General features: G+C 69.2%; 25 protein-coding genes. 9 read left to right on the top strand and 16 right to left on the bottom strand.

What is annotated here, in order from left to right; genetic code table 11:
- Positions 1 to 65: 65 nt before the first annotated feature.
- Entirely contained in the window at positions 66 to 1,358 is a 1,293-nt protein-coding gene (locus tag Q9R27_RS03610; RefSeq protein WP_311250970.1) for a hypothetical protein, read from the top strand.
- Positions 1,359 to 1,364: 6 nt separating this feature from the next.
- Here the strand turns inward: Q9R27_RS03610 and Q9R27_RS03605 are convergent, their stop codons facing one another.
- Together Q9R27_RS03605 and Q9R27_RS03600 are read right to left on the bottom strand one after the other, a co-directional pair.
- Entirely contained in the window at positions 1,365 to 2,321 is a 957-nt protein-coding gene (locus Q9R27_RS03605; protein WP_311250969.1) for an EamA family transporter, read from the bottom strand.
- Entirely contained in the window at positions 2,311 to 3,123 is an 813-nt protein-coding gene (locus Q9R27_RS03600) for an alpha/beta fold hydrolase (RefSeq protein WP_311250968.1), read from the bottom strand. The genes Q9R27_RS03605 and Q9R27_RS03600 overlap by 11 nt, the downstream gene beginning before the upstream one ends.
- Positions 3,124 to 3,330: 207 nt before the next feature.
- Between Q9R27_RS03600 and Q9R27_RS03595 the strand changes: the two genes are divergently transcribed.
- Positions 3,331 to 3,999 (top strand): hypothetical protein, encoded by a 669-nt coding sequence (locus Q9R27_RS03595; RefSeq protein WP_311250967.1) that lies wholly within the window; start codon positions 3,331 to 3,333, stop codon positions 3,997 to 3,999.
- Between the two features lie 2 nt (positions 4,000 to 4,001).
- On the opposite strand, the gene Q9R27_RS03590 is transcribed toward Q9R27_RS03595, so the two are convergent.
- On the bottom strand, positions 4,002 to 5,183 hold the full coding sequence (locus Q9R27_RS03590; RefSeq protein ID WP_311250966.1) for a 3-hydroxyacyl-CoA dehydrogenase NAD-binding domain-containing protein: 1,182 nt from the start codon (positions 5,181 to 5,183) through the stop codon (positions 4,002 to 4,004).
- Positions 5,184 to 5,300: 117 nt separating this feature from the next.
- On the opposite strand from Q9R27_RS03590, the gene nucS reads away from it, so the two are divergent.
- From nucS to Q9R27_RS03575, 3 genes are read left to right on the top strand one after another with little or no spacing between them, the layout of a single operon-like run.
- Positions 5,301 to 5,999 carry an endonuclease NucS gene (nucS, locus tag Q9R27_RS03585; protein WP_311250965.1) on the top strand — a complete coding sequence of 233 codons (699 nt, stop codon included), beginning with the start codon at positions 5,301 to 5,303 and terminating at the stop codon, positions 5,997 to 5,999.
- A 4-nt stretch (positions 6,000 to 6,003) separates the two neighbouring features.
- On the top strand, positions 6,004 to 7,209 hold the full coding sequence (locus Q9R27_RS03580) for a metallophosphoesterase (protein ID WP_311250964.1): 1,206 nt from the start codon (positions 6,004 to 6,006) through the stop codon (positions 7,207 to 7,209).
- Positions 7,210 to 7,222: 13 nt separating this feature from the next.
- Positions 7,223 to 7,771: a DUF952 domain-containing protein gene (locus Q9R27_RS03575; protein ID WP_311250963.1), complete on the top strand. Its 549-nt coding sequence runs from the start codon at positions 7,223 to 7,225 to the stop codon at positions 7,769 to 7,771.
- Positions 7,772 to 7,774: 3 nt separating this feature from the next.
- Here Q9R27_RS03575 and Q9R27_RS03570 read toward each other — a convergent pair whose 3' ends face one another.
- From Q9R27_RS03570 to Q9R27_RS03555, 4 genes are read right to left on the bottom strand one after another with little or no spacing between them, the layout of a single operon-like run.
- Positions 7,775 to 8,683 carry an FAD-dependent oxidoreductase gene (locus Q9R27_RS03570; RefSeq protein ID WP_311250962.1) on the bottom strand — a complete coding sequence of 303 codons (909 nt, stop codon included), beginning with the start codon at positions 8,681 to 8,683 and terminating at the stop codon, positions 7,775 to 7,777.
- A 40-nt stretch (positions 8,684 to 8,723) separates the two neighbouring features.
- The gene (locus Q9R27_RS03565; protein ID WP_311250961.1) at positions 8,724 to 8,912 is read right to left on the bottom strand and encodes a hypothetical protein; all 189 of its coding nucleotides are present in this window, start codon (positions 8,910 to 8,912) and stop codon (positions 8,724 to 8,726) included.
- A gap of 46 nt (positions 8,913 to 8,958) precedes the next feature.
- Complete coding sequence (locus Q9R27_RS03560; protein WP_311250960.1) at positions 8,959 to 9,300, bottom strand: hypothetical protein; 342 nt, start codon at positions 9,298 to 9,300, stop codon at positions 8,959 to 8,961.
- Positions 9,301 to 9,310: 10 nt separating this feature from the next.
- On the bottom strand, positions 9,311 to 11,329 hold the full coding sequence (locus tag Q9R27_RS03555; protein WP_311250959.1) for a protein meaA: 2,019 nt from the start codon (positions 11,327 to 11,329) through the stop codon (positions 9,311 to 9,313).
- An 80-nt stretch (positions 11,330 to 11,409) separates the two neighbouring features.
- Between Q9R27_RS03555 and Q9R27_RS03550 the strand changes: the two genes are divergently transcribed.
- Positions 11,410 to 11,847: a hypothetical protein gene (locus Q9R27_RS03550; protein ID WP_311250958.1), complete on the top strand. Its 438-nt coding sequence runs from the start codon at positions 11,410 to 11,412 to the stop codon at positions 11,845 to 11,847.
- A 24-nt stretch (positions 11,848 to 11,871) separates the two neighbouring features.
- Here Q9R27_RS03550 and Q9R27_RS03545 read toward each other — a convergent pair whose 3' ends face one another.
- Complete coding sequence (locus tag Q9R27_RS03545; RefSeq protein WP_311250957.1) at positions 11,872 to 12,174, bottom strand: STAS domain-containing protein; 303 nt, start codon at positions 12,172 to 12,174, stop codon at positions 11,872 to 11,874.
- A gap of 239 nt (positions 12,175 to 12,413) precedes the next feature.
- Here Q9R27_RS03545 and Q9R27_RS03540 point away from each other — a divergent pair, with 239 nt between their 5' ends.
- A complete protein-coding gene (locus Q9R27_RS03540) occupies positions 12,414 to 12,989 on the top strand; it encodes a cob(I)yrinic acid a,c-diamide adenosyltransferase (RefSeq protein WP_311250956.1) in 576 nt (191 codons plus the stop codon).
- A 55-nt stretch (positions 12,990 to 13,044) separates the two neighbouring features.
- Here the strand turns inward: Q9R27_RS03540 and Q9R27_RS03535 are convergent, their stop codons facing one another.
- On the bottom strand, positions 13,045 to 13,326 hold the full coding sequence (locus Q9R27_RS03535) for a SelT/SelW/SelH family protein (RefSeq protein ID WP_311250955.1): 282 nt from the start codon (positions 13,324 to 13,326) through the stop codon (positions 13,045 to 13,047).
- 22 nt (positions 13,327 to 13,348) lie between these two features.
- Between Q9R27_RS03535 and Q9R27_RS03530 the strand changes: the two genes are divergently transcribed.
- Positions 13,349 to 14,206, top strand: a complete 858-nt coding sequence (locus tag Q9R27_RS03530) for a GTP-binding protein LepA (protein WP_311250954.1) — start codon at positions 13,349 to 13,351, stop codon at positions 14,204 to 14,206.
- Positions 14,207 to 14,286: 80 nt separating this feature from the next.
- Complete coding sequence (locus Q9R27_RS03525) at positions 14,287 to 14,607, top strand: helix-turn-helix transcriptional regulator (protein ID WP_311250953.1); 321 nt, start codon at positions 14,287 to 14,289, stop codon at positions 14,605 to 14,607.
- A 9-nt stretch (positions 14,608 to 14,616) separates the two neighbouring features.
- Here the strand turns inward: Q9R27_RS03525 and Q9R27_RS03520 are convergent, their stop codons facing one another.
- The 7 genes from Q9R27_RS03520 to atpA are packed head-to-tail and all read right to left on the bottom strand — an operon-like array spanning position 14,617 to position 21,380.
- The gene (locus tag Q9R27_RS03520) at positions 14,617 to 15,441 is read right to left on the bottom strand and encodes an ABC transporter permease subunit (protein WP_311250952.1); all 825 of its coding nucleotides are present in this window, start codon (positions 15,439 to 15,441) and stop codon (positions 14,617 to 14,619) included.
- On the bottom strand, positions 15,438 to 16,373 hold the full coding sequence (locus Q9R27_RS03515) for an ATP-binding cassette domain-containing protein (RefSeq protein ID WP_311250951.1): 936 nt from the start codon (positions 16,371 to 16,373) through the stop codon (positions 15,438 to 15,440). The genes Q9R27_RS03520 and Q9R27_RS03515 overlap by 4 nt, the downstream gene beginning before the upstream one ends.
- 52 nt (positions 16,374 to 16,425) lie before the next feature.
- On the bottom strand, positions 16,426 to 16,878 hold the full coding sequence (locus Q9R27_RS03510; RefSeq protein ID WP_311250950.1) for a DUF2550 domain-containing protein: 453 nt from the start codon (positions 16,876 to 16,878) through the stop codon (positions 16,426 to 16,428).
- 59 nt (positions 16,879 to 16,937) lie between these two features.
- Positions 16,938 to 17,330, bottom strand: a complete 393-nt coding sequence (locus Q9R27_RS03505) for a F0F1 ATP synthase subunit epsilon (protein WP_311250949.1) — start codon at positions 17,328 to 17,330, stop codon at positions 16,938 to 16,940.
- Positions 17,330 to 18,784 (bottom strand): F0F1 ATP synthase subunit beta, encoded by a 1,455-nt coding sequence (gene atpD, locus Q9R27_RS03500; protein ID WP_311250948.1) that lies wholly within the window; start codon positions 18,782 to 18,784, stop codon positions 17,330 to 17,332. Before atpD ends, Q9R27_RS03505 begins: the two co-directional genes overlap by 1 nt.
- A gap of 20 nt (positions 18,785 to 18,804) precedes the next feature.
- Positions 18,805 to 19,737 (bottom strand): F0F1 ATP synthase subunit gamma, encoded by a 933-nt coding sequence (locus Q9R27_RS03495; protein ID WP_311250947.1) that lies wholly within the window; start codon positions 19,735 to 19,737, stop codon positions 18,805 to 18,807.
- 2 nt (positions 19,738 to 19,739) lie between these two features.
- Positions 19,740 to 21,380 (bottom strand): F0F1 ATP synthase subunit alpha, encoded by a 1,641-nt coding sequence (atpA, locus tag Q9R27_RS03490; RefSeq protein ID WP_311250946.1) that lies wholly within the window; start codon positions 21,378 to 21,380, stop codon positions 19,740 to 19,742.
- Positions 21,381 to 21,421 lie beyond the last annotated feature (41 nt).

The raw sequence follows: 21,421 nt of genomic DNA, 5'->3' as shown, positions 1-21,421 counted from the left end.
CGTGCGCGAGCCGGGGTGGGTTCTTTACCGGCCATCGGCAAGACTGTTGGCGGCGGACACCACTGATGAAGGAAATTGCATTGAGCGACGACGGCCTGTCCATCTTCGACGACACCCCGACCGACGGCACCACGCCCACCGGGCCCGAGGACGCCACCCAGGTGATCCCTGCGGTGCGCGACGACGCGGAGCAGAAGCCGGCCGCCGCAGAGACCACCTCCGAGCGCTCCGCAGCGCGGCCGCCTGCCACGCCTGCCGGCCAGCCCCAGCGGACTCCCGCCCAGGCGCCGGCCCGGCCTGCTGCCGCCCAAGCCCCTGCCCGGTCGGTCGCCGCTACCCCGTCCGCCCCTGCCGCGGCTTCCCAGGCGTTGCCGCCGCTCCCGGTGGTGCGCCGCAACGGCTATGACAAGGCCGCCGTCGACCAGTTGCTCAGCCAGCTCACCTCCGAGAAGGCGGGCCTGGGCAACAGCCTGGGCATCTCCGAGCAGCGGGTGATCGAACTGGAGGGCGAGGCCGAGGCGCTGCGCAGGCAACTCGCGGAGTCGAAGAGCCCCTCGTACGCCGGACTCGGCGGCCGTGCCAACGAGCTCCTCCGGCTCGCCGAGGAGGAGGCCGAGGACATCCGCAACCAGGCCGTCCGCGAGGCCACCGAGATCCGCTCCCAGGCGAACGCCGACGCGAAGGCGATCCGTGCCGACGCGAAGCGCGAGGCCGAGGACATGCGGGTGGTCCAGCTCGCCGAGCTCGACGAGCAGCGCGGCCGGATCATCGCCGACGCCGAGCAGGAGCGCACCCTGGCCCGGACCGAGGCGACCGACCTCAAGGCGAGCGCGAAGCGGGAGAGCGACCAGGTCCGCCTCGCCGCCGAGCAGGAGAGCAACGACCTCAAGATGACCGCGCAGCGCGAGGCGGAGAAGATCCGGGCGGGCGCCGACCGCGAACTGCAGGAGGCCCGCCGCACCCTCGCCGTGGAGAAGGAGCGCCTGGCCCGCGAGGCGGCCGACTACCACGCCAGCGCCACCGCCGAGACCCGGCGCCTGGTCGAGGAGGCCGAGCAGCGCGCTGCGGCCGCCGAGGAGCGTGCCACCGAGGCCGCCAACCAGGCCCAGGCGCAGCGCCAGCAGGCCCAGGAGGAGTCCGAGGCGCTGCTGACCCGTGCCCGGCGCGAGGCCGAGCAGATCGTGACCTCGGCGCGCAGCCAGGCCGAGAGCCTGACCGCCACCGGCCAGGCCGACGCCGACCGCGAACTGGCAGCCGTGCGCGCCGAGGTGGACCGCCTCGCCAAGCGGCGCGACGCGATCACCGCCCAGCTGGGCGCGCTGCGCGACGTGATGTCCGGCTTCGGCGACGCTGACTGAGAACCGTCAGACGACGGGCAACCCTTCTGTCTCGTCAATCTCGATCGTCCGCTCCCCCAGCTTGACCAGGACGACGCCGAGCAGGATGAAGGCGCCGCCGAGGAGTTGCACCGCCCGGGGCAGTTCGTCGAGCAGGATCCAGGCAGCGACCAGCGCCATCACCACCTCGGAGAGGGCGATGAACGAGGCCAGCCGCGACCCGAGCCGACGGGCCGCTGCGATCCCGGTCGTGTAGGCCATCGCCGCGGTGACCAGGCCCAGTGCCAGCACGGGCACCCACCACGGCACGGTCCCGGGGGCATAGCTGACATCGTCGAGGTTGGCTGCCATCGGCAACACCCCGACCAGGCCCGCTCCCCCGAGGACGGCAGCGGCCACGGCGAGGCCACCGCCGGCGAGCACCATCGGTGGCAGGCCATTGCCCTCGTCGGCGGAGACCACGAAGTACGTCGCGGCCCCGACCATCGCGCCGAGCGCCCACAGCACGCCGATCACGTTGAGATCGGCCCCCGAGACGATGTCGAGGACCAGGACCAGCCCCAGCGCTGCCACGAGCGCACCCAGCAGGGTGAGTCGTCCCGGCCGGTGCCCGTGGCGCAGCCACATCCAGACCACGACGGCGACCGGCGCGGTGTATTCGATGAGCAGGGCGATGCCGACCTGCAGGTGCTCGACGGCGTAGAAGTAGCACAGCTGCGCACCGGCCACGGCCATCACGCCGTACAGCAGGACCGTGCCGGCCTGGCTGCGGAGCATCCCCCAGCGCCCGCGCAACGCCAGCCAGGCGGGGACCAGCAGGACCAGCGCGGCCACACAGACCCGGACGGTGACCGCGGCGCCTGCCGTCCAGCCGTTCTCGAGCAGGCCGCGGGCCAGCGAGCCGGAGAGCCCGAACGAGGCTGCCGAGGCGATCGCGAACCCGAGCCCCGCGGCGAAGCGCGAGGTGGGGACCTCAGTCTGCATCGAGGAACCGCCGCACCACCTCGGTGAAGACCTCTGGCTGCTGCGAGTGCACCCAGTGTCCGGCCCCCTTGATCGTCACGCGGCGTACCCGCGGGAACCACTTCTCCATCGCCGGGGCATAGGCGTCCTTCACGTACGGCGAGTCGGCGCCCCCGATCCACAGCACGCGAGAGTCGTACGGCGCGGTGTCCCCGAGTTGTTCCTCCGGCCAGCCACCGAGGACGGAGAGTTCGCGCCCCAGCAGGTCGAGGTTGGGCATCCAGCGCCAGCCCGGGCTGCTCGGGTCCTGGCTGGTCCCGGTGTCGCGGCGCAGGTTCTGCAGCAGGAAACTGCGCACGGTGCGGTTCGGAGCGGCCGCAAAGAGTGCCGCGTCGGCATCGGCCCGGCTCTCGATCGCGGAGAGGTCCATCGCCTGCATGCCGGCGATGTAGCCGGCGAACTCGCTCTGGCCGTGGTAATCGACCGGCGACATGTCCACCACCACCAGGCGCTCGACCAGGTCCGGGTGGAGCAGGGCGAGCAGCATCGCCGCCTTGCCGCCCATCGAGTGGCCGATCAGGGCAACCGGGTCACTCGCGTCGAAGAGGGTCGCCACCTGGTTCGCCATCTCGACGTAGTCCAGGTGCTCGGTCCAGCCGGACCGCCCGTGGTTGGGCATGTCCACCAGGGTGACGCGATGGTTATCCGCCAGCGCCTTGGCGATCGTGGTCCAGTTCTTGCCCTGGCCGAAGAGGCCGTGGCAGAAGACGACGCGCGGCCCCTGTTCACCCAGTTCGGTCACGTGGAGGTCGATTGTGGTCACGGAACCATCCTCTCAAGCGGGTCGATCCACCGCGCTGAGGCGGTGGCGGAACAGGGAGTCGAGTGGTTGCTAAACCATGTGGACCACGTGGTCCACATGGTTTAGCACGCGCGCGGGCCCACCTGACTCCACGCATGCCGGGTTCCCCAAACTGCCAGCACAGTCGGTGGTGCAGTCAGTGTCGGCCCCTGGCCCTACCGTCCCGGCATGGAAACCACAGAACCCCACCCCAACGCCCCCGAACTCGTGAGCGCACGGCAGGCATCATCCATGCTGGGCACGCTCGGCATCTCGCGCCAGAGCGCGCGCCGAGCCCTGCTGGCCGGGATCGCCGGCCGCCCGATCCGGTCTGCCGGCGCGCTCCTCTACCGCGAAGACCGGGTGCGGTCGCTGGTCAAGCCAGCACTCGACCCCGACGCGCTCCCACCACCCCTGCACAACGGCGTCATCGTCGGAGCGCTCACCACCGGACCCGACCTGGGCGTGCCCGCTCGCGCGACCAGCCAGGGCATGAAGACCGAGGTCAACATTGCCCTCATCACGGCGGCCCTGCTCCGGTTTGCGGTGAAGCTCGGCCACCCCATCCCGTACGTCGCCACCGTGGCCGGGTTCGTGGTGGCAGGTGCCGAGGTGGCTGGCATCGCTCCGGTGGACGCAGAACAAGGACACGTTGCCCGTCGCAGCACCAACAACGCCGGCGTACGGGTCCGCCTGGCGTTGCGGCCGCCCGGCGACTGGTACGCGGCAATCCACCTGGAGCGCCTGGCCGTTCCGTCAGGAACGAACCTGTCCATCCATCCTCGCGACGCCTGCTTCATGGACAACGCCCGCCGCCACGACCAGCGAGGGGTCGTGACAGCGGGCGCTGTTGCGTGAGGTCAGGAGTAGTCGTGGAAGCCCTTGCCGGTCTTGCGACCGAGGGCGCCGTCGGCGACGACCTTCTCCAGGCCGGTCGCCGGGGCGAAGCCCGGCTCGCCGAACTCGGCGTGCAGCTCCTGCTGGATGGCCAGCGACACGTCGTTGCCGACCACGTCGAGCAGTGCGAAGGGACCCATCGGGAAACCGGTCTGCTCCTTGATCGCCGCGTCGATGGTGGTGATGTCGCCACGGCCCTCGTCGACGATCTTGACCGCGTCGTTGAGGTACGGGAAGAGCAGGCAGTTCACGATGAAGCCGGAGCGGTCGCCACAGGAGACCGCAACCTTGCCGATCTTCGCGCAGAGCGCGAGCACCGTCTGGTCCACGGCTGCGTCAGTGGCCTCGGTGGTGACGACCTCGACCAGCTTCATCACGGTGGCCGGGTTGAAGAAGTGCATGCCGATCACCGATGCCGGGCGCTTGGTGGCCTCACCGAGCTTGGTGATGGGCATCGAGGAGGTGGTGGTGGCGAGGATCGCCCCGTCCTTGCAGATGCGGTCCAGGTCCTCGAAGAGCTGGGTCTTGATCGCCAGGTCCTCGGCGATCGCCTCGACGACGATGTCCACGTCGGCCAGGTCCTCACGGCTGGTGGATCCCTGGACGCGGTCTAGGACGGCCTGCTTCTCGGCGTCGTCGATCTTGCCCTTGTCGACCAGACGGGTCAGGCCCTTGTCGATGAAGGCGCGCACGCCGTCGAGCTTCTCCTGGCCGCGACCGATGAAGACGACGTCATAGCCGGCCTGGGCGAAGACCTGGATGATGCCCGAGGCCATCGTCCCGGTGCCGACCACGCCGACGCGCGCGATCTCGTGCTGGAACTCGGGGGTCGCCTCCGATGCGGCGCCGGCGGAAGAGGCGAAGGTAGCGCCCTCGGCGGCGAGCTTCTCCAGCAGGTCGGCGGGCTTGTGCAGGTTGTCGCCGCTCTCGGCGAAGCGGGCGGCGAGCTGGTCGCGCACGACCTGCACACCAATCTCGTCGATGGTGGCCAGCGGACCCTGCGGGTAACCGCAGCCGAAGCGCATGGCGTTGTCGATGTCCGCCGCTGAGGCATAACCGCTCTCGAACATGCGGACGGCGTGGTTCAGGTAGGGCAGGACCAGCTCGTTGCCGATCTGCTCGTTCGTGGCTGCGGTGTCAGTCATGCGCCCGATTGTGACACGTGTTCTACCGACTGGTAACCCCGTTGTTCCACGAATCGATACGCACCCGCGAGATGCTGGTCACAGGACCCGCACACCTACCGGGTAGCCTCGCCTCCCGTGAGACTCGTCGTAGCCCGGTGCCAGGTCGATTATGCAGGCCGCCTCTCCGCCCACCTGCCGATGGCGACCCGCGTGCTGATGATCAAGGCCGACGGGTCCGTCCTGGTCCATTCCGACGGCGGCTCCTACAAGCCGCTGAACTGGATGTCCCCACCCTGCAAGCTGACCGAGGGCGTCACCGAGGACGGCCAGATCGAGTGGACGGTGACCAGCAGGGCCTCGGGCAAGGGACCCGCGGACACGCTGCGCATCCTGCTCGAGGAGATCCACTCCGACTCCGAGCACGACCTCGGCATCGACCCCGGCCTGCAGAAGGACGGCGTCGAGAAGCACCTCCAGGAGTTGCTCGCCGACCACCCCTCCAGCCTTGGTGACGGCCTCACCCTGGTCCGTCGCGAATATCCCACCGCCATCGGTCCGGTCGACCTGATGTGCAAGGACCCCAACGGCGGATCGGTCGCCATCGAGGTCAAGCGCCGCGGCGAGATCGACGGGGTCGAGCAACTCACCCGCTATCTCGAACTCCTCAACCGCGACCCGCTGCTGACCGCGAAGGGCCCCGTGCGCGGCATCTTCGCCGCCCAGGCGATCAAGCCCCAGGCGAAGGTGCTCGCGGGCGACCGCGGCATCCAGTGCGTGACCGTCGACTACGACGCCCTGCGCGGCATGGACGACCCCACCGAACGCCTCTTCTGACCGGATGAAAACGCTCGCCACGGTGGTGCTCGCCGTGCTCGCGCTCGCGGTCGTCCTGGCGCTCGTGGTGGGCGCGCACTGGTACGCAGGGCGTCGCCTGGTCCGCGACACGACCCGTCCCGGCACCCTGCGCCACGGACTCGCCGCACTCTTCCTGCTCGGACCGCTCTGCCTGGTCGCCACCATCGCAATGCAGTTGTCCGGCGGTCCGTTCCCGCTGCGCCAGGTGCTCGCCTGGCCGGGCTGGCTGTGGCCGGTGGTGCTGATGTACGCCGTGGGCCTGCTGGTCGTGGCCGATCTCGTCCGCCTCGCGTGGACCCGCCGGCCGGCCGCCGTACCCGCGCCGCCCGAGGCGCCGGAACGAGCGACCGAGCCCGAGCCCGGGACGACCTCCCGCCGCGCGTTCGTCACCCGGGCCGTGGCGATCGGCGCCCTCGGCCTCTCCTCGGCGACCGTCGCCCGCGGCACGTACGCCGTGCTGCGCGGCCCCCGCGTCAACCACGTCACGGTGCCCCTGGCCCGTCTCGCGCCCGGCGGCGACGGGTTCCGGATCGTGCTGGTCAGTGACCTCCACCTGGGCCCGACCCTGGGCCGCGGGTTCGCGACCCGCGTCGTGGAGACGGTCAACTCCACCCGCCCGGACCTGATCGCCGTGGTCGGCGACGTGGTGGACGGGGATGTCGACGACCTGCGGGACGCAGTCGCCCCACTGACCGGCCTCGAGGCACCGCACGGGACCTGGTTCGTCACCGGCAACCACGAATACATCTCCGGCGCCCGCCAGTGGGTGGACCACCTCCCGAGCCTCGGGATCACGCCGCTGCGCAACGAGCACGTCGCGCTGGAGTGGTTCGACCTGGCCGGGGTCAACGACGAGATGGGCAAGCAGTTCGACGACGGGCCGGACTATGACCGGGCCCTTGCCGGTCGCGACACCAGCCGGCCGGTGGTGCTGCTGGCCCACCAGCCGGTCCAGGTGCACGAGGCCCGCCGACGCGGCGTCGACCTGCAACTCTCCGGGCACACCCACGGTGGCCAGGTCTGGCCCGGTCCGCTGGTCGCCGGTTGGGTCAACCCGACCCTGGCCGGGCTCGAGCGCCACGGGCCGACCCAGTTGGTGGTCAGTCGCGGCGCCGGCGCCTGGGGTCCGCCGACCCGCGTCGGCGCACCGTCGGACATCACCGTGGTCACCCTGGCCGCCGGGGAATGAGACCATCTCCCCCATGCTGATCTTCCACGTCGCCGAGAAGTCCCGCTGGGAGGCCGCCCTGCTGGCCGGCTCCTATGCGCAGTCCACCCTGGACCGCACCCTCGAGGAGGAGGGCTTCATCCACGCCTCGCGCGAGGACCAGGTGGCCGGCGTCGTGCAGCGCTACTACGCCGACGTACGCACACCGCTGGTGCTGCTCACCATCGACACCGACAAGCTCACCTCGCCGTGGCGCGAGGAGCCGGTCGGCGACGACACCTTCCCGCACATCCACGGCCCGCTGAACCCGTCGGCCGTGGTGTCGGTCGGCCCGGTTCCCGGCCGGACGCCGGCACCGGCGCCCCAGCGCACCCTGATGAGCGAGTTCTTGGCCGAGTTCTCGTTCCGGATCGGGGCGGCCGTCTTCGTGATGGTCTTCGCGATGATCGCCGGCTTCGCCGGGATCGGGATCTGGGGCGACAAGGCCGGCCTGTGGTGCCTGCTCGCCGGCGCCGCGGTGGCGATCGGGCTCTGCATCCCGGTGGCCCGGGCGCGACGGCGCAGGCGAGACCTGGCGGCCTGACCCTCAGCCGCGCGAGGCCAGCGCCGCGACCTCGTCGGCGGTGCCCCAGGCCAGGGTGACCCCCGCGCCGCCGTGGCCGTAGCAGTGGATCACGTCGCCGACCCGCTCGGTGCGCACGGCCGGGCGGACCGGGCGCAGCCCGACCTTGTGGCGCACCACCCGGGCATCCGCCAGTGCGGGCACCAGGCGCGCTGCACGGGCCAGGATCCGGGCGGCCACCTCCGGGGACGGCGTACGGTTCCACTCCCCCGGCGCGTCCGTGCCGCCGACCACGACCACCTCACCGCGGGGCACGACGTACGTCGGTCCGGCCGCATCCAGCCACCACCGGTCCAGGCCGAACTGCTCCACCACGACCACCTGGCCGGCCACCGGGGTCAGCGTGCGGTCGGTGGCCAGGTGGCGCGCACCCAGGCCGGCGCAGTTGACCACGAGGTCACCGCCGGTGGGCAGCGCGGAGAGGTTCATCCGGGTGATCGTGCCGCCGAGATCATCGATCCGGGCGACCAACCAGCGCAGGTGGACCGGCATGTCGACCACCGGCGTACGGAAGGTGTAGCCGTCGACGTAGCCGGGCGGCACGTCGACCTCCCGGGCCAGGCTGGGCACCGCCTCGCGCCACCAGGGATCCGGCAGTCGCTCACGCGACACCTCGGTGCCGGACAGCATCCGCACGCCGCTCGCGGGATCAGCGGAGAGGCCGACGTACTCGGCGTACGACGCAGCCGCCCAGGCGGTGACGCGCTCGCGGGGAAGCGCGCGGTAGGGATACCAGAAGGCACCGGCCACGGCACTGGTCGTCTCCAGTGGCAGGTCGCGGGCGACCACCGAGACCGCGTGCCCGCGCTCGAGCAGGCGGACGGCGCAGGTGAGCCCGACGACGCCCGCGCCGACGACGATGACACGTGCCATGGCAGGAGTCTGTCAGAACCGGCGCCCGCGGCGCGCGGGATCAGGCGACCTTGGCGAGCTTCTTCTGGTCCTTCTTCGGCAGGTCCTTGACCTTGACCAGCTTCCGCTTCTTGACGGTGTAGCCCTCGGGCAGGGTGCCTTCCTTGAGCATCCGGATGGGGCAGCGGGTGCAGCGGTCCTTCGACTCGCAGCACTTGCTCTTCGGCTTCACCTTCTTGCCCTTGCCCATGGCAGGAGCATACCGCCCGGCTTAGGGATGCCTTGCCTTCTGTGACTCAGGTCGCAGCAATCGGCCGGATCCGCCACCCCGCCATGTCCCGATCGCAGACCAGCGCCTCCGGTACGTCGACGACCAGCGCGATCGCCTCGCCGCGGTGTACGTCGGCCAGGTCGTCCAGGACCGCAGGGATCGGCGAGTCCGCCGCCAGGTGGGGCAGGTCCAGGCGCAACTCGACGGGCGCGTCCAATTCATCGGCCAGCGTGACCGCCCGGGCCAGCCCCAGCGAGTCCCCATAGACCCGCGCCACGTTTGCTTCCCGCAGGCCCGGCACCGCGTCCGCGGACGGGACGCTGCCGGGGACGACGTACACCCGTGCCGGGCACTGCAGGTCGGACATCAGTCCAGGCTCATTCCTCGTCCAGGCCGTTGGCCTTGCGGATCACGTCCACGATCCCGCCCATGATCTCGGTCAGGCCGAAGTCCTTGGGGGTGTAGACCGCAGCCACGCCCGCCTGGAGCAGGGCCTTGCCGTCGGAGTCGGGGATGATCCCGCCGACGATCACCGGCACGTCGTCCATGCCAGCCTCGGCCAAGCCCTCCAGCACCGCAGGCACGAGTTCCATGTGCGAGCCGGAGAGGATGGAGAGGCCCACGCAGTGCACGTCCTCGGCAACCGCGGCCGCCACGATCTGCTCGGGCGTCAGCCGGATGCCCTGGTAGATCACCTCGAACCCGGCGTCGCGGGCCCGTACGGCGACCTGCTCGGCGCCGTTGGAGTGTCCGTCCAGGCCGGGCTTGCCGACCAGCAGGCGGAGTCGACCACCGAGTTCCTCACCGGTCGCCTTGACCCGCTTGCGCACCGTGGTCAGTTCGGCGCCGGCCTCGGCCACGCCGACCGCACCGGTGACACCGGTCGGGGCGCGGAACTCGCCGAAGACCTCACGCAGCGTGCCGGCCCACTCGCCGGTGGTGGCACCCGCCCGGGCCGCGGCCAGGGTCGCCTGCATCAGGTTCTCGGTGCCCTTGGCGGTCGCGGCCAGGTTCGCCAGCGCGTCGGCGACCGCCTGCTCGTCACGCTCGGCCTTCCACGCCTCGACCGAGGCCTTGGCAGCGGCCTCGGCACCGGGGTCGGCGGTCATGATCGCGTCGTCGAGGTTCGCGGTCAGCGGGCTCGGCTCGGTGGTCTCGTACTTGTTGACGCCGACGATGATCTCCTCGCCCGCCTCGATCCGCGCCCGGCGACGGGCATGGGAGGAGACCAGTTCGGACTTCATGTAGTCGACGCCGCCCATCGCGCCGCCCAGAGCCTGCACCCGGTCCATCTCCGCGCGGGCGCCCTCCTTGAGCTCGGCCACCTTGGCCGCGATCACGTGGGAGCCGTCGAAGATGTCCTCGTATTCGAGCAGGTCGGACTCGAAGGCCAGCACCTGCTGCAGCCGCAGCGACCACTGCTGGTCCCAAGGGCGCGGCAGGCCGAGTGCCTCGTTCCAGGCCGGGAGCTGTACGGCGCGGGCGCGGGCGCTCTTGGACAGCGTGACGCCGAGCATCTCCAGCACGATGCGCTGCACGTTGTTCTCCGGCTGCGCCTCGGTCAGGCCCAGGGAGTTGACCTGGACGCCGTAGCGGAAGCGGCGCATCTTCGGGTCCTGGACGCCGTAGCGCTCCTGGGTGATCTCGTCCCACAACTCGGTGAAGGCCCGCATCTTGCAGGTCTCCTCGATGAAGCGCACCCCGGCGTTGACGAAGAAGGAGATCCGGCCGACGACCTTCTCGAAGTCATCGTCGCTGACCTGGCCGGAGTTCTTCACCTGGTCCAGCACCGCGATCGCGGTACACAGCGCGTAGGCGAGCTCCTGGGTCGGCGTGGCGCCGGCCTCCTGCAGGTGGTAGCTGCAGATGTTGATCGGGTTCCACTTCGGGATGTAGTTCACCGTGTAGGCGATCGTGTCCGCGATCAGGCGCAGCGACGCCTCCGGGCCGAACACATAGGTCCCGCGGGAGAGGTATTCCTTGATGATGTCGTTCTGGGTGGTGCCGGCCAGCAGCTTGGCCACCTCGTCCGGCTCCATCTCGGGGTTCTGCTCCTCGGCGACCACCTGGTACATCGCGAGCATCCACATCGCGACGGCGTTGATGGTCATCGACGTGTTCATCTCGACCAGGGGGATGTCCTTGAAGAGCTTGCGCATCTCGCCCAGGTGCGGGATCGGCACGCCGACCTTGCCGACCTCGCCACGCGCCATCGGGCTGTCCGGGTCATAGCCGGTCTGGGTGACCAGGTCGAAGGCGACCGAGAGGCCGGTCTGCCCCTTGGCCAGGTTGGTGCGGTAGAGCGCGTTCGACGCCTCGGCGGTCGAGTGACCGGCGTACGTGCGCATCACCCAGGGGCGATCCTTGGTGACGGGCTTCTCTTCAGGAGTGCTCATGGGCGAAGCCTAGAACGTCCGTGACCGATCGGTAACCGTGTCCGCGTGTGGGGATGGCTACATCCGGGCATCATCGGCGGGTGACCAACCCGTGGCCGGTTCCCCCACCGCGCAGCCCCGAGACGACGTGGCACCGACCACTGCTGTGGACCGGGCTGTTCAGCTTCCTGGCCTCTGCAGCCCTGGTGGCGATGCTCCTCTTCGCCGCGGTGGTCCTCATCGGATTGCTGCTGGTGCTGATGGGGGCATTCTCCGGAGAACCGGTCGACTTCTTCGGCAGCCTGTTCCACAACGGCTTCGTCGCTGCCGTCGTCGGGGGCGTGGCCGTCACCTTGTTGGCGGCCGGACTCGCCGTGTGGCTCGCCTCGGCGGTGGTCCTCTGCCTGCTGCGCCTGCATCGCCCGGTACGCCGCTGGGCGCCGCCGTTGCAGGCCATCTCCGCCTGCGCCGTGGTCTACCTGTTCGGCAGCGTGCTGCTCACCGTTGCGCCGGACATCGCTGCGCTCCTCAACCGCTGAACGCCGGGCCAGCCGCTCCGTCGCTCAGGCGGCGCGCTCCACCTCGACCAGGCGGAAGAGGTGGGAGACGTGGAGCAGGCGGCGTACGGCGGGGCCACAGCCACGCAACCGCAGGTGCTGCCCCTCGCGGCCCGCGCTGCGGGTGGCGACCGCGAGCACCTTGAGCGCCGTGACGTCGACCCCGTCCACGTCGGTGAGGTCGATGATCACCTCGTCACCCTCGCACTGCTCGATGTGCTGATAGATGGCAGCACGTGCCTCCATCGTGCTGCGGGCGTCGAAGTGCCCAGCCAGGACGAGCGCCGGACCATCGAAGCGGATGTCCATTGTCGTTCTCCCTCCGTCGTGGATGCCCGAGCACCCACGTGCGAACTCCTTCTCACCACTATGACGCGTCGGGGACTCATTGGGTTGTCCCAATCGACGGATTTCTTTTCCCTGACCGGTTTCGTCACAAGGGCGGACGTTTCTCCCTGCCCGTGTCCGCTATGTGACTGGAGTGGCTGATGTGATTTCGACCTGCGAGCGTCCGGCACGCGGCCGCGCTGGCCGACTACGCTCCAGACATGGTCAACCTCACCCGCATCTACACCCGCACCGGCGATGCCGGCCAGACCCGGCTCAGCGACATGAGCCTCACCTCGAAGACCGACCTGCGCCTGGAGGCCTACGCGACCGCGGACGAGGCGAACGCCTTCGTCGGGGTGGCCCTGGCCACCGGCGAACTCGACGAGGCGGTGGCCACCGTGCTGACCCGGGTGCAGAACGACCTCTTCGACGTCGGCGCCGACCTGTCCACCCCGGTGGTCGAGGACCCGGAATATCCCCCGCTGCGCGTCGAGCAGGACTACATCGACCGCCTCGAGGGATGGTGCGACGAGTTCAACGCGGACCTGCCGAACCTGCGCTCGTTCATCCTCAACGGAGGCACCGCCGCTGCCGCCCACTTGCACGTGGCGCGCACCGTCGTACGCCGTGCCGAGCGTGCTGGCTGGGCCGCCTGGGCCGAGCACGAGGCGACGATGAACATCCTCGCCATCAAGTACCTCAACCGCCTCTCCGACTTGCTCTTCATCCTGGCCCGCCACGCGAACCGGGAGAACGGCGACGTCCTCTGGGTCCCCGGCGGCGAGCGCGGATAGCGAGGTACGAGCGGAGCGCGAACCCACGAACGCTCACTCGTTGATGCGCGAAAGCTCAATCGTTGCGGTCAGCGTGCCCCAGTGACTTCTCCGGCGCGATCAGGTCGCGGACCCGGCGCTTGAGGTCGGTGATCTCGGGGAAACCGCCGTCGCGCTTGCGGTTCCACACCGCGGTGCCGTCGATGTCGATCCGGAACATGCCACCGGTGGCCGGGACCAGGGCTACCTCGCCGACCTCGTCGGCGAAGGTCTGCAGCAACTCCCCGGCGTACCACTGGGCGCGCAGCAGCCACTTGCACTGGGTGCAGAAGGTGATCTCGATCCTTGGGGTCGCCATGGCGCCAGACTAGTGTGGCGCCATGACCTCCCCCACGGCCGAGGCCCGCCTGCGTGCGCACGTCGACCGGATCGAGGACGAGCACCCGCCGGTGCCGCTGGAGTTGGTGGACTATTCCGTACGCCGCCCCGAGGTGCTGGGCGAGCGGTTCGGCCATGTCTTCGACTACCTGGCCCGGGTCGAGCTCGAAGTCGATCGCAACGTCCTCGAACTGACCGCGATGCTGCCCAGCGCTTCCGACATCGACCGGCGGTTCTATGGCGAGGTGTGGCAGCCGCAGGAGATCCACCACGGCCTGATCCTGGACGAGTTGCAGACCCGGCTCGGTCGCCCGCCGGCGGTCACCGACACCACGACGGTCTCACCGAAGATCCGGATCCTCGGCGCGCTGGCACACCTCTCCCCGATCCATGACATCGTCCGGATGCTCTATTACCTGACCGGCATGGCCACCGAACGCTCGGCCGTGCTGGCCTACAACCGGTTGTACGACGGGGTGCGCGAACTGGAGGAGACCGCGATCGCGGAGACGGTGGTCGCCCCGATCCGCCGCCAGGAGCCTGGGCACTACGCGTTCTACCGCCTCTCGGCAACCGCCCTCGACGAGCAGTTGCGCCCGTGGCAGCGCTGGCTCACCGGCCGCCTTCGCCGGATCTCCTTCGCCCCCGTCGGCGCCAACAACGACGAGCAGAAGGCCGATTTCGGTGGGGTCCTGACCAGCCTCGGCGTCGAGGGCGACCTGGACGTCTTCGTCACCGAGATCAGCCGCGTCGAGCACGACCTGCTCTGGGCCAAGCGCCAGGGGCTCGCCGTGCCGACCTATGTCCGCGACGCGATGCGCGAGGCGATCGAGTTGCACCGGGCACGAGCCACCGGCTGAGGTCCCGTCATCTCGATCCCAGGGCCACCTTCAATTCGATGCCAGTCACCGCGCGCCCGGGCTTGAGTAAGGTTGAGACCGTGCGAAGCAGACCCACCCATCCCGCAATCGCCCATGTGTCAGCAGTGCTGGGGCGGAAGGTGCAGGCTGCGCGCGAGGCCCGGCGAATGACCCAGGAGGAACTCGCCCACCGGGCCGGCATCAGCCGCAACCATGTCCAGAACATCGAGCGGAGCCGGAACAATCAGCGCGACCCCGAGACCGGCAAGGTCGGTCCAGCGAATCCGCGACTCAGCACCATCTATGCGGTGGCGGACGCCTTTCGGGTTGACGTCACGTGGCTGATGGACCCAGAAATACCGATCGTGGCCATGGAGCGACTGCCCGACGAGCGCTCCTGACGGCCTCGCTCAGGTCACGTCGCGCTTGAGCGTGGTGAACCGGCCGACCACGGCGAAGACCACGGCGTACGCGACGAGCACCAGCGCACCCTCCCAGCGGTCGAGCAGGCCGATGCCGGAGGCGGCATAGAACGACGACCCGACCAGTGCCTCGGCCGCGGCGCCGGGCAGGAACATCGCCACGTCACCCAGTGCCGGGACGTCGGCGGCGTCGCCACCGGCGATCAGGCCGATCCGCAGGATCGGTTCCACGAACTGGGTGAAGGCCAGGATCACCACGATCGCGGCCACCTGGTTGGGCAGCATCGTGCCCAGGCCGACCCCGATCACGGCCCAGATGGCCAGCGCGATGACGGAGAAGAAGAGGTTGCCCAGCACCTCGCCGTTGCCGAGGTAGAGCCCGTCGCCCAGCGTGGCGAGCAGCGGCGCCCCGCCCAGCACAGCACCCAGCGTGCCGACGACGCCATAGATCACACCGATGCCCAGGTTGACCAGGAGCTTTGCCCCCAGCACCACCCCGCGGCGCGGCTGGAACAGGAAGCTCGGCGTGATCGTCTGGTGGCGGAACTCACCGGTCATCGCCAGCGCTCCCACGATCAGCGGGAACACATAGCCGAGCGAGGCGCCGATGGTGTACGTCGACTGAGCGGCCTCCAGGCCGCTCAGGGCGCCGCCGTCCATGCCGGCGCCACCCCCGGAACCGCTGGCCTGGCTCACCGAGAAGCCGATCACGGCACCCAGGAAGGCCATGTAGCCGAACATGACCAGCGCCAGGATCCACCACATCCGGGTGCTGACGACCTTGCGCCATTCACTGCGCAGCGTGGCAATCATGCCGCCACCTCCGCCTCACGCGGGGCGGTCAGGGAGAGGAAGACCTCTTCCAGGCCCTGGCCCTCACCCGCCAGTCCGTGGATCTCCAGTCCCGCCGCGAACGCAGCGGCCCCTACCTCGGCCGGAGCCGCTCCGAGGATCACCAGTCCCCCGCTCACCGCTTCGAACTCCCAGCCCCGCTCGGTGGCCAGCCGGGTGAATCCCTCGACGTCAGGGGTCACCACCTTGACCTTGTCGGCGGCCATCGCGACGAGATCAGCCAGTGAGGATTCGTGGACCAGGCGTCCGCCGGCGATCACCACCACGTCGTCGACGGTGGCCTGCACCTCACCGAGCACGTGGCTGGAGACCAGCACCGTCCGCCCCTCGCTGTGCGCCAGGTGGCGCAGGAAGCCACGCATCCACACGATGCCCTCCGGGTCGAGGCCGTTGGCGGGCTCGTCCAGGACCAGTACGCCGGGATCGCCCAGCAGGGTCGTGGCCAGGCCGAGTCGCTGGCGCATGCCGAGCGAGAAGCCGCCGGCCTTGCGTCCCTTCACCGAACCGAGGCCGACCAGGTCCAGCACCTCATGGCACCGGGCGTCCGAGACGCCGGCCAACGGGGCGTGCACCCGCAGGTGGTCCAGGGCCGAGCGGCCCGGGTGGAAGCTTGCTGCCTCCAGTGCGGCCCCGACCACGGACGCCGGGCTGGGCAGGTCGACGTACCGCTGGCCGTCAATGGTCGCCGTGCCGCCATCGGCATCGACCAGGCCGAGCAGCATCCGCAGGCTGGTGGTCTTGCCAGCACCGTTGGGGCCGAGGAAGCCGGTGACCCGCCCGGGCTGGACGTTGAAGCTGAGGTCATCGACGGCCCGCACCGGGCCGAACGTCTTGGTCAGGTTCCTGATCTCGAGCGTCGCGCCTTGCACGATCGTCCTCTCCCTGGGATCCATGAGGTCGCCACGAGCCTAATCGGGCCCGCCAAGGCGCGCACGACGGGGTCTTTCAGCGACGAGGACGCTGGGTCCAGTCCGCCCCGGGGGGCGCCGATTCCAGCCAGGACTGGAAGCCCATCAGCGTGGACGGGCTCATCGCCATCTCGAGGGGGCCGGCGTCACTGTCGACCAGGATGATCACGTGGTCGGCGTACAACGACATCTGCTCCACCCCGCCCGGGTCGCGACGCCCGGTCTGGACCAGGTCGGTGCGGTGCCATGAGCGCTTGGGACGCGGCGCCAGGGAGAAGATCCGGAACCACTGCAGTTCGTCACCGTGGTAGCGGGCCAGTCCGAGGACCCAGCCGCGGCCAGCCTGGGCCGAGCGGGCCCGGATGCTGAGCTCGAAAGTACCGCCGTCGCGGGAAATGAGGCGACGGCGCACGACCAGTGCCATGGCAGCGATGACGAGCGCCGCGACGAGCACCAGGAGCCCGTCCACGATCCACTGCCAGAGCGGCATTCACCCTCCCAACAAAGCGACTGGGCGTCACTCTATCGGGAGGGTGAATCGGGGTTGCTTCAGGAGGCCTTCTCGACGGCCCGGACCCGCGCTTCGGCGTGCCGGACGGCCTCTTCGGCGGCATCGTCGTTCTCACCTGCAGCATGGGCACGCTCCAGGTCCTGGCGCGCCTTCTCCAGGTCGATCTCGTGCGACATCTCGGCGTACTCCGAGAGGATGGAGACCCGGTTGTTGGCCACGGACAGGAAGCCCTGTGCCACGGCCGCGATCCAGGTCTCGCCCTCGGGGGTCTGGATGTCGACGACGCCCTCGATCAGCAGGGACAGCATGGGAGCGTGTCCCGGCAGCACACCGACGTCACCCTCGGTGGTGCGGGCGACGACCATCTTGGCCTCGCCCGACCACACCAGGCGGTCGGCCGCCACGAGTTCCACGCGCAGTGCGTCAGCCATCACAGGTTCTTCTGGATCTCGGCCCACTTGGCCTCGACGTCGTCGAGACCACCACACATGAAGAACGCCTGCTCGGCCACGTGGTCGTATTCACCGTCGGCGATCTTGTTGAACGCCTCGATGGTGTCCTTGACCGGGACGGTCGAACCCTCGATGCCGGTGAACTGCTTGGCAACGTAGGTGTTCTGCGACAGGAACCGCTGGATCCGGCGGGCCCGGGAGACGATGACCCGGTCCTCCTCGGAGAGCTCGTCCACACCGAGGATCGCGATGATGTCCTGCAGTTCCTTGTTGCGCTGCAGGATCTGCTTGATCCGGACCGCGGTGTTGTAGTGGTCGTTGCCGATGTACTGCGGGTCGAGGATCCGCGAGGTCGACGTCAACGGGTCCACCGCGGGGTAGATGCCGAGCGAGGCGATCTCACGGGAGAGCTCGGTGGTGGCATCCAGGTGGGCGAAGGTGGTCGCCGGGGCCGGGTCGGTGTAGTCGTCGGCCGGCACGTAGATCGCCTGCATCGAGGTGATCGAGTGACCACGGGTCGAGGTGATCCGCTCCTGGAGCAGGCCCATCTCGTCAGCCAGGTTCGGCTGGTAACCCACCGCCGACGGCATCCGGCCCAGCAGGGTGGAGACCTCGGAACCGGCCTGGGTGAACCGGAAGATGTTGTCGATGAAGAGCAGCACGTCCTGCTTCTGCACGTCGCGGAAGTATTCCGCCATGGTCAGCGCAGAGAGGGCGACCCGCAGACGGGTGCCCGGCGGCTCGTCCATCTGGCCGAAGACCAGGGCGACCTTGTCGAAGACCTCGGCCTCCTGCATCTCGACGATCAGGTCGTTGCCCTCACGGGTGCGCTCACCCACGCCGGCGAAGACCGACACACCGTCGTGGTCCTTGGCGACACGGGCGATCATCTCCTGGATCAGCACGGTCTTGCCGACACCGGCACCACCGAACAGACCGATCTTCCCACCCTGCACGTAGGGGGTCAGCAGGTCGATGACCTTGATGCCGGTCTCGAACATCTGGGTCTTGGACTCGAGCTGGTCGAACGCCGGAGCCTTGCGGTGGATGCCCCACCGCTCGTTGATCTCCAGGGTCTCACCCTCGTCGAGGTTGAGGCAGTCACCGGTGGTGTTGAACACCCGGCCCAGGGTGGCGTCACCCACGGGCACGGTGATCGACTCACCGGTGTCAACGACCTGGCCACCACGGACCAGTCCGTCGGTCGGCTTCATCGAGATGGCGCGGACCATCCCGTCACCGATGTGCTGGGCAACCTCGAGCACGATCGTCTTGGACTCCCCGCCCAGGTCGAAGGTGCACTCGAGTGCGTTGTAGATGCCGGGCATCGCGTCGGTCGGGAACTCGATGTCCACGACCGGGCCGATGACGCGGCTGATCCGGCCGACACCACCCGCAGTGGTCTGGGTGCCCTCGTTCACAGTGGCAGTCATAGTCTTCTCACTTCTCCGCTTCAGTCTTGGCCGGCGTTGGCGTCGGCAAGTGCGTTCACGCCACCGACAATCTCGCTGATTTCCTGGGTGATGCCAGCCTGGCGAGCCTGGTTGGCAATACGGGTGTACTTCTTGATGAGCTCATCGGCGTTGTCCGTGGCAGACTTCATCGCCTTCTGGCGGGCGGCCAGCTCGGAGGCGGCCGCCTGCAGGTGGGCGAAGAAGATCCGGCTCTGGACATAGCGCGGGAGCAGGGAGTCCAGCACGTCGGCGGGCGACGGCTCGAACTCGTAGAGCGGCAGCAGCTCCGACTCCTCCGGCGGCTCCTCCCCCTCGACGACCTCCAGCGGGAGGAGGCGTACGGCGGTCGGCTCCTGGACCAGCATCGAGCGGAACCGGGTGTAGACCACGTGCACCTCGTCGACCCCGGGAGCCACGCCGGGCTCGACGGGGGTCTCGTCGTCATTGAGGAACGCCTGGATCAGGGTCTCGCCGATGTCGTGCGCCACGTCGTACGTCGGCTGGTCGGAGAATCCGGTCCAGGCCTGCACCACGGGGCGGTTGCGGAACTTGAAGTAGGCCTCACCCTTGCGCCCGGAGACGTAGAGGTCGGCTTCCTTGCCCTCGCTGCGCAGCTTCTCCAGCAGGCGCTCGGCCTCCTTGAGCACGCTCGAGGAGTAGGCGCCGGCCAGGCCACGGTCGCTGGTCACGATCAGGACCGCGGCCTTCTTCGGGTTCTCCGGCTCCGTGGTCAGGGCGTGGTCCACGTTGGAGAACGTGGCCACGGCCGAGACCGCGCGAGTCAGCTCGCGGGCGTACGGCGCTGCCGCCTGGGCCCGCTGCTGTGCCTTGATGATCCGCGACGCAGCGATGAGCTCCATGGCGCGCGTGATCTTCTTCATCGACTCCGTCGATCGGATCCGCGCGCGATATTCGCGCACCGAGAGGGCCATGGTCAGCCCCGCTTCTGCTTGACGATCTGCTCCTGCTCGAGCTCGTCGTCCTCGAGGGCCTCGTGCTCTTCCTTGCCGGCCTTGATCGACTGGCCGTCGGAGGTCTCGAACTGGTCGAGGAACGAGTCGTAGGCCGCAGCGAGCTGGTCCTCGGTGGAGTCCTCGAACTTCAGGGACTCACGGATGCCCGCCAGGATGCCCTCGTGCGAGCGGCGCAGGTAGTCGAGGAACTCGTTCTCGAACCGGAGCACGTCGTCGGTGGGCACCCGGTCCAGGCGACCCGACGTACCGGTCCACAGCGAGACGGTCATCTCGTCGATCGGGTACGGCGAGTACTGCGGCTGCTTGAGCAGGGCCATCAGGCGCTGGCCACGGTCGAGCTGCTGGCGCGAGGCCGCGTCGAGGTCGGAGGCGAACATCGCGAACGCCTCCATGGCGCGGAACTGGGCCAGGTCCACCTTGAGCGAACCGGTGACCGCCTTCATCGCCTTGGTCATCGCCGAACCACCCACGCGGGAGACCGAGACACCGACGTCGATGGCCGGGCGCTGGTTGGCCGCGAAGAGGTCCGACTGCAAGAAGATCTGGCCGTCGGTGATCGAGATGACGTTGGTCGGGATGAACGCCGAGACGTCGTTGGCCTTGGTCTCGATGATCGGCAGGCCGGTCATCGAGCCCTTGCCCATCTCGTCGGAGAGCTTCGCGCAACGCTCCAGGAGGCGGCTGTGCAGGTAGAAGACGTCACCCGGGTAAGCCTCACGACCCGGCGGGCGGCGCAGCAGCAGCGACACGGCGCGGTAGGCCTCGGCCTGCTTGGTCAGGTCGTCGAAGACGATCAGGACGTGCTTGCCGCCGTACATCCAGTGCTGGCCAATCGCCGAGCCGGTGTAGGGGGCGAGGTACTTGAACCCGGCGGAGTCAGAGGCCGGGGACGCCACGATCGTGGTGTATTCCAGCGCGCCAGCCTCTTCCAGGGCGCCACGCACGGAGGCGATGGTCGAGCCCTTCTGGCCGATCGCGACGTAGATGCAGCGAACCTGCTTGTCCGGGTCACCGGACTCCCAGTTCTGCTTCTGGTTGATGATCGTGTCGATCGCGATGGTGGTCTTGCCGGTGGCGCGGTCACCAATGATCAGCTGGCGCTGGCCACGGCCGATCGGGGTCATCGCGTCGATCGCCTTGATCCCGGTGGCCAGCGGCTCATGGACCGACTTGCGCTCCATCACGCCGGGCGCCTGGAGCTCGAGGGCGCGGGTGCCCTCGGTCGCGATCTCGCCGAGGCCGTCGATCGCGTTGCCGAGCGGGTCGACCACGCGGCCGAGGTAGCCGTCACCGACGGGGACCGAGAGGACCTCGCCGGTACGGCGGACCGACTGGCCCTCCTCGATGCCGGCGAAGTCACCCAGCACGACGACACCGATCTCGCGGGTGTCGAGGTTCAGGGCCAGGCCGCGGGTGCCGTCTTCGAACTCGAGCAGCTCGTTGGCCATGACGGACGGAAGTCCGCTGACCCGGGCGATGCCGTCAGCGGCCTCGGCAACGGTGCCGACCTCTTCACGGCTTGCGGTCTCGGGCTTGTAGTCCGACACGAAGCGCTGCAGCGCATCCCGGATCTCGTCCGGACGGATCGAAAGCTCCGTCATCACTCTTCCTTATCTCTGAGTCTGCTCGGTTCAGGTCTTGG

Origin of the sequence: Nocardioides sp. AE5, assembly GCF_031844485.1 — a bacterium.
GTDB lineage: Bacteria > Actinomycetota > Actinomycetes > Propionibacteriales > Nocardioidaceae > Nocardioides.
Note: the sequence above shows the minus strand (reverse complement) of the source record. Positions and strands in the feature narration are given on the sequence as shown.

Coding starts and splice junctions, on each gene's coding strand:
- Q9R27_RS03505 (WP_311250949.1), bottom strand. CDS start 17,330: ATGGCTGACGCACTGCGCGTGGAACTCGTGGCGGCCGACCGCCTGGTG.
- Q9R27_RS03520 (WP_311250952.1), bottom strand. CDS start 15,441: ATGATTGCCACGCTGCGCAGTGAATGGCGCAAGGTCGTCAGCACCCGG.
- Q9R27_RS03570 (WP_311250962.1), bottom strand. CDS start 8,683: ATGGCACGTGTCATCGTCGTCGGCGCGGGCGTCGTCGGGCTCACCTGC.
- Q9R27_RS03545 (WP_311250957.1), bottom strand. CDS start 12,174: ATGGACATCCGCTTCGATGGTCCGGCGCTCGTCCTGGCTGGGCACTTC.
- Q9R27_RS03540 (WP_311250956.1), top strand. CDS start 12,414: ATGGTCAACCTCACCCGCATCTACACCCGCACCGGCGATGCCGGCCAG.
- Q9R27_RS03510 (WP_311250950.1), bottom strand. CDS start 16,878: ATGCCGCTCTGGCAGTGGATCGTGGACGGGCTCCTGGTGCTCGTCGCG.
- Q9R27_RS03590 (WP_311250966.1), bottom strand. CDS start 5,183: ATGACTGACACCGCAGCCACGAACGAGCAGATCGGCAACGAGCTGGTC.
- Q9R27_RS03560 (WP_311250960.1), bottom strand. CDS start 9,300: ATGTCCGACCTGCAGTGCCCGGCACGGGTGTACGTCGTCCCCGGCAGC.
- Q9R27_RS03530 (WP_311250954.1), top strand. CDS start 13,349: ATGACCTCCCCCACGGCCGAGGCCCGCCTGCGTGCGCACGTCGACCGG.
- Q9R27_RS03495 (WP_311250947.1), bottom strand. CDS start 19,737: ATGGCCCTCTCGGTGCGCGAATATCGCGCGCGGATCCGATCGACGGAG.
- Q9R27_RS03580 (WP_311250964.1), top strand. CDS start 6,004: ATGAAAACGCTCGCCACGGTGGTGCTCGCCGTGCTCGCGCTCGCGGTC.
- Q9R27_RS03535 (WP_311250955.1), bottom strand. CDS start 13,326: ATGGCGACCCCAAGGATCGAGATCACCTTCTGCACCCAGTGCAAGTGG.
- Q9R27_RS03610 (WP_311250970.1), top strand. CDS start 66: ATGAAGGAAATTGCATTGAGCGACGACGGCCTGTCCATCTTCGACGAC.
- Q9R27_RS03555 (WP_311250959.1), bottom strand. CDS start 11,329: ATGAGCACTCCTGAAGAGAAGCCCGTCACCAAGGATCGCCCCTGGGTG.
- atpA (WP_311250946.1), bottom strand. CDS start 21,380: ATGACGGAGCTTTCGATCCGTCCGGACGAGATCCGGGATGCGCTGCAG.
- Q9R27_RS03515 (WP_311250951.1), bottom strand. CDS start 16,373: ATGGATCCCAGGGAGAGGACGATCGTGCAAGGCGCGACGCTCGAGATC.
- atpD (WP_311250948.1), bottom strand. CDS start 18,784: ATGACTGCCACTGTGAACGAGGGCACCCAGACCACTGCGGGTGGTGTC.
- Q9R27_RS03595 (WP_311250967.1), top strand. CDS start 3,331: ATGGAAACCACAGAACCCCACCCCAACGCCCCCGAACTCGTGAGCGCA.
- Q9R27_RS03575 (WP_311250963.1), top strand. CDS start 7,223: ATGCTGATCTTCCACGTCGCCGAGAAGTCCCGCTGGGAGGCCGCCCTG.
- Q9R27_RS03565 (WP_311250961.1), bottom strand. CDS start 8,912: ATGGGCAAGGGCAAGAAGGTGAAGCCGAAGAGCAAGTGCTGCGAGTCG.
- Q9R27_RS03605 (WP_311250969.1), bottom strand. CDS start 2,321: ATGCAGACTGAGGTCCCCACCTCGCGCTTCGCCGCGGGGCTCGGGTTC.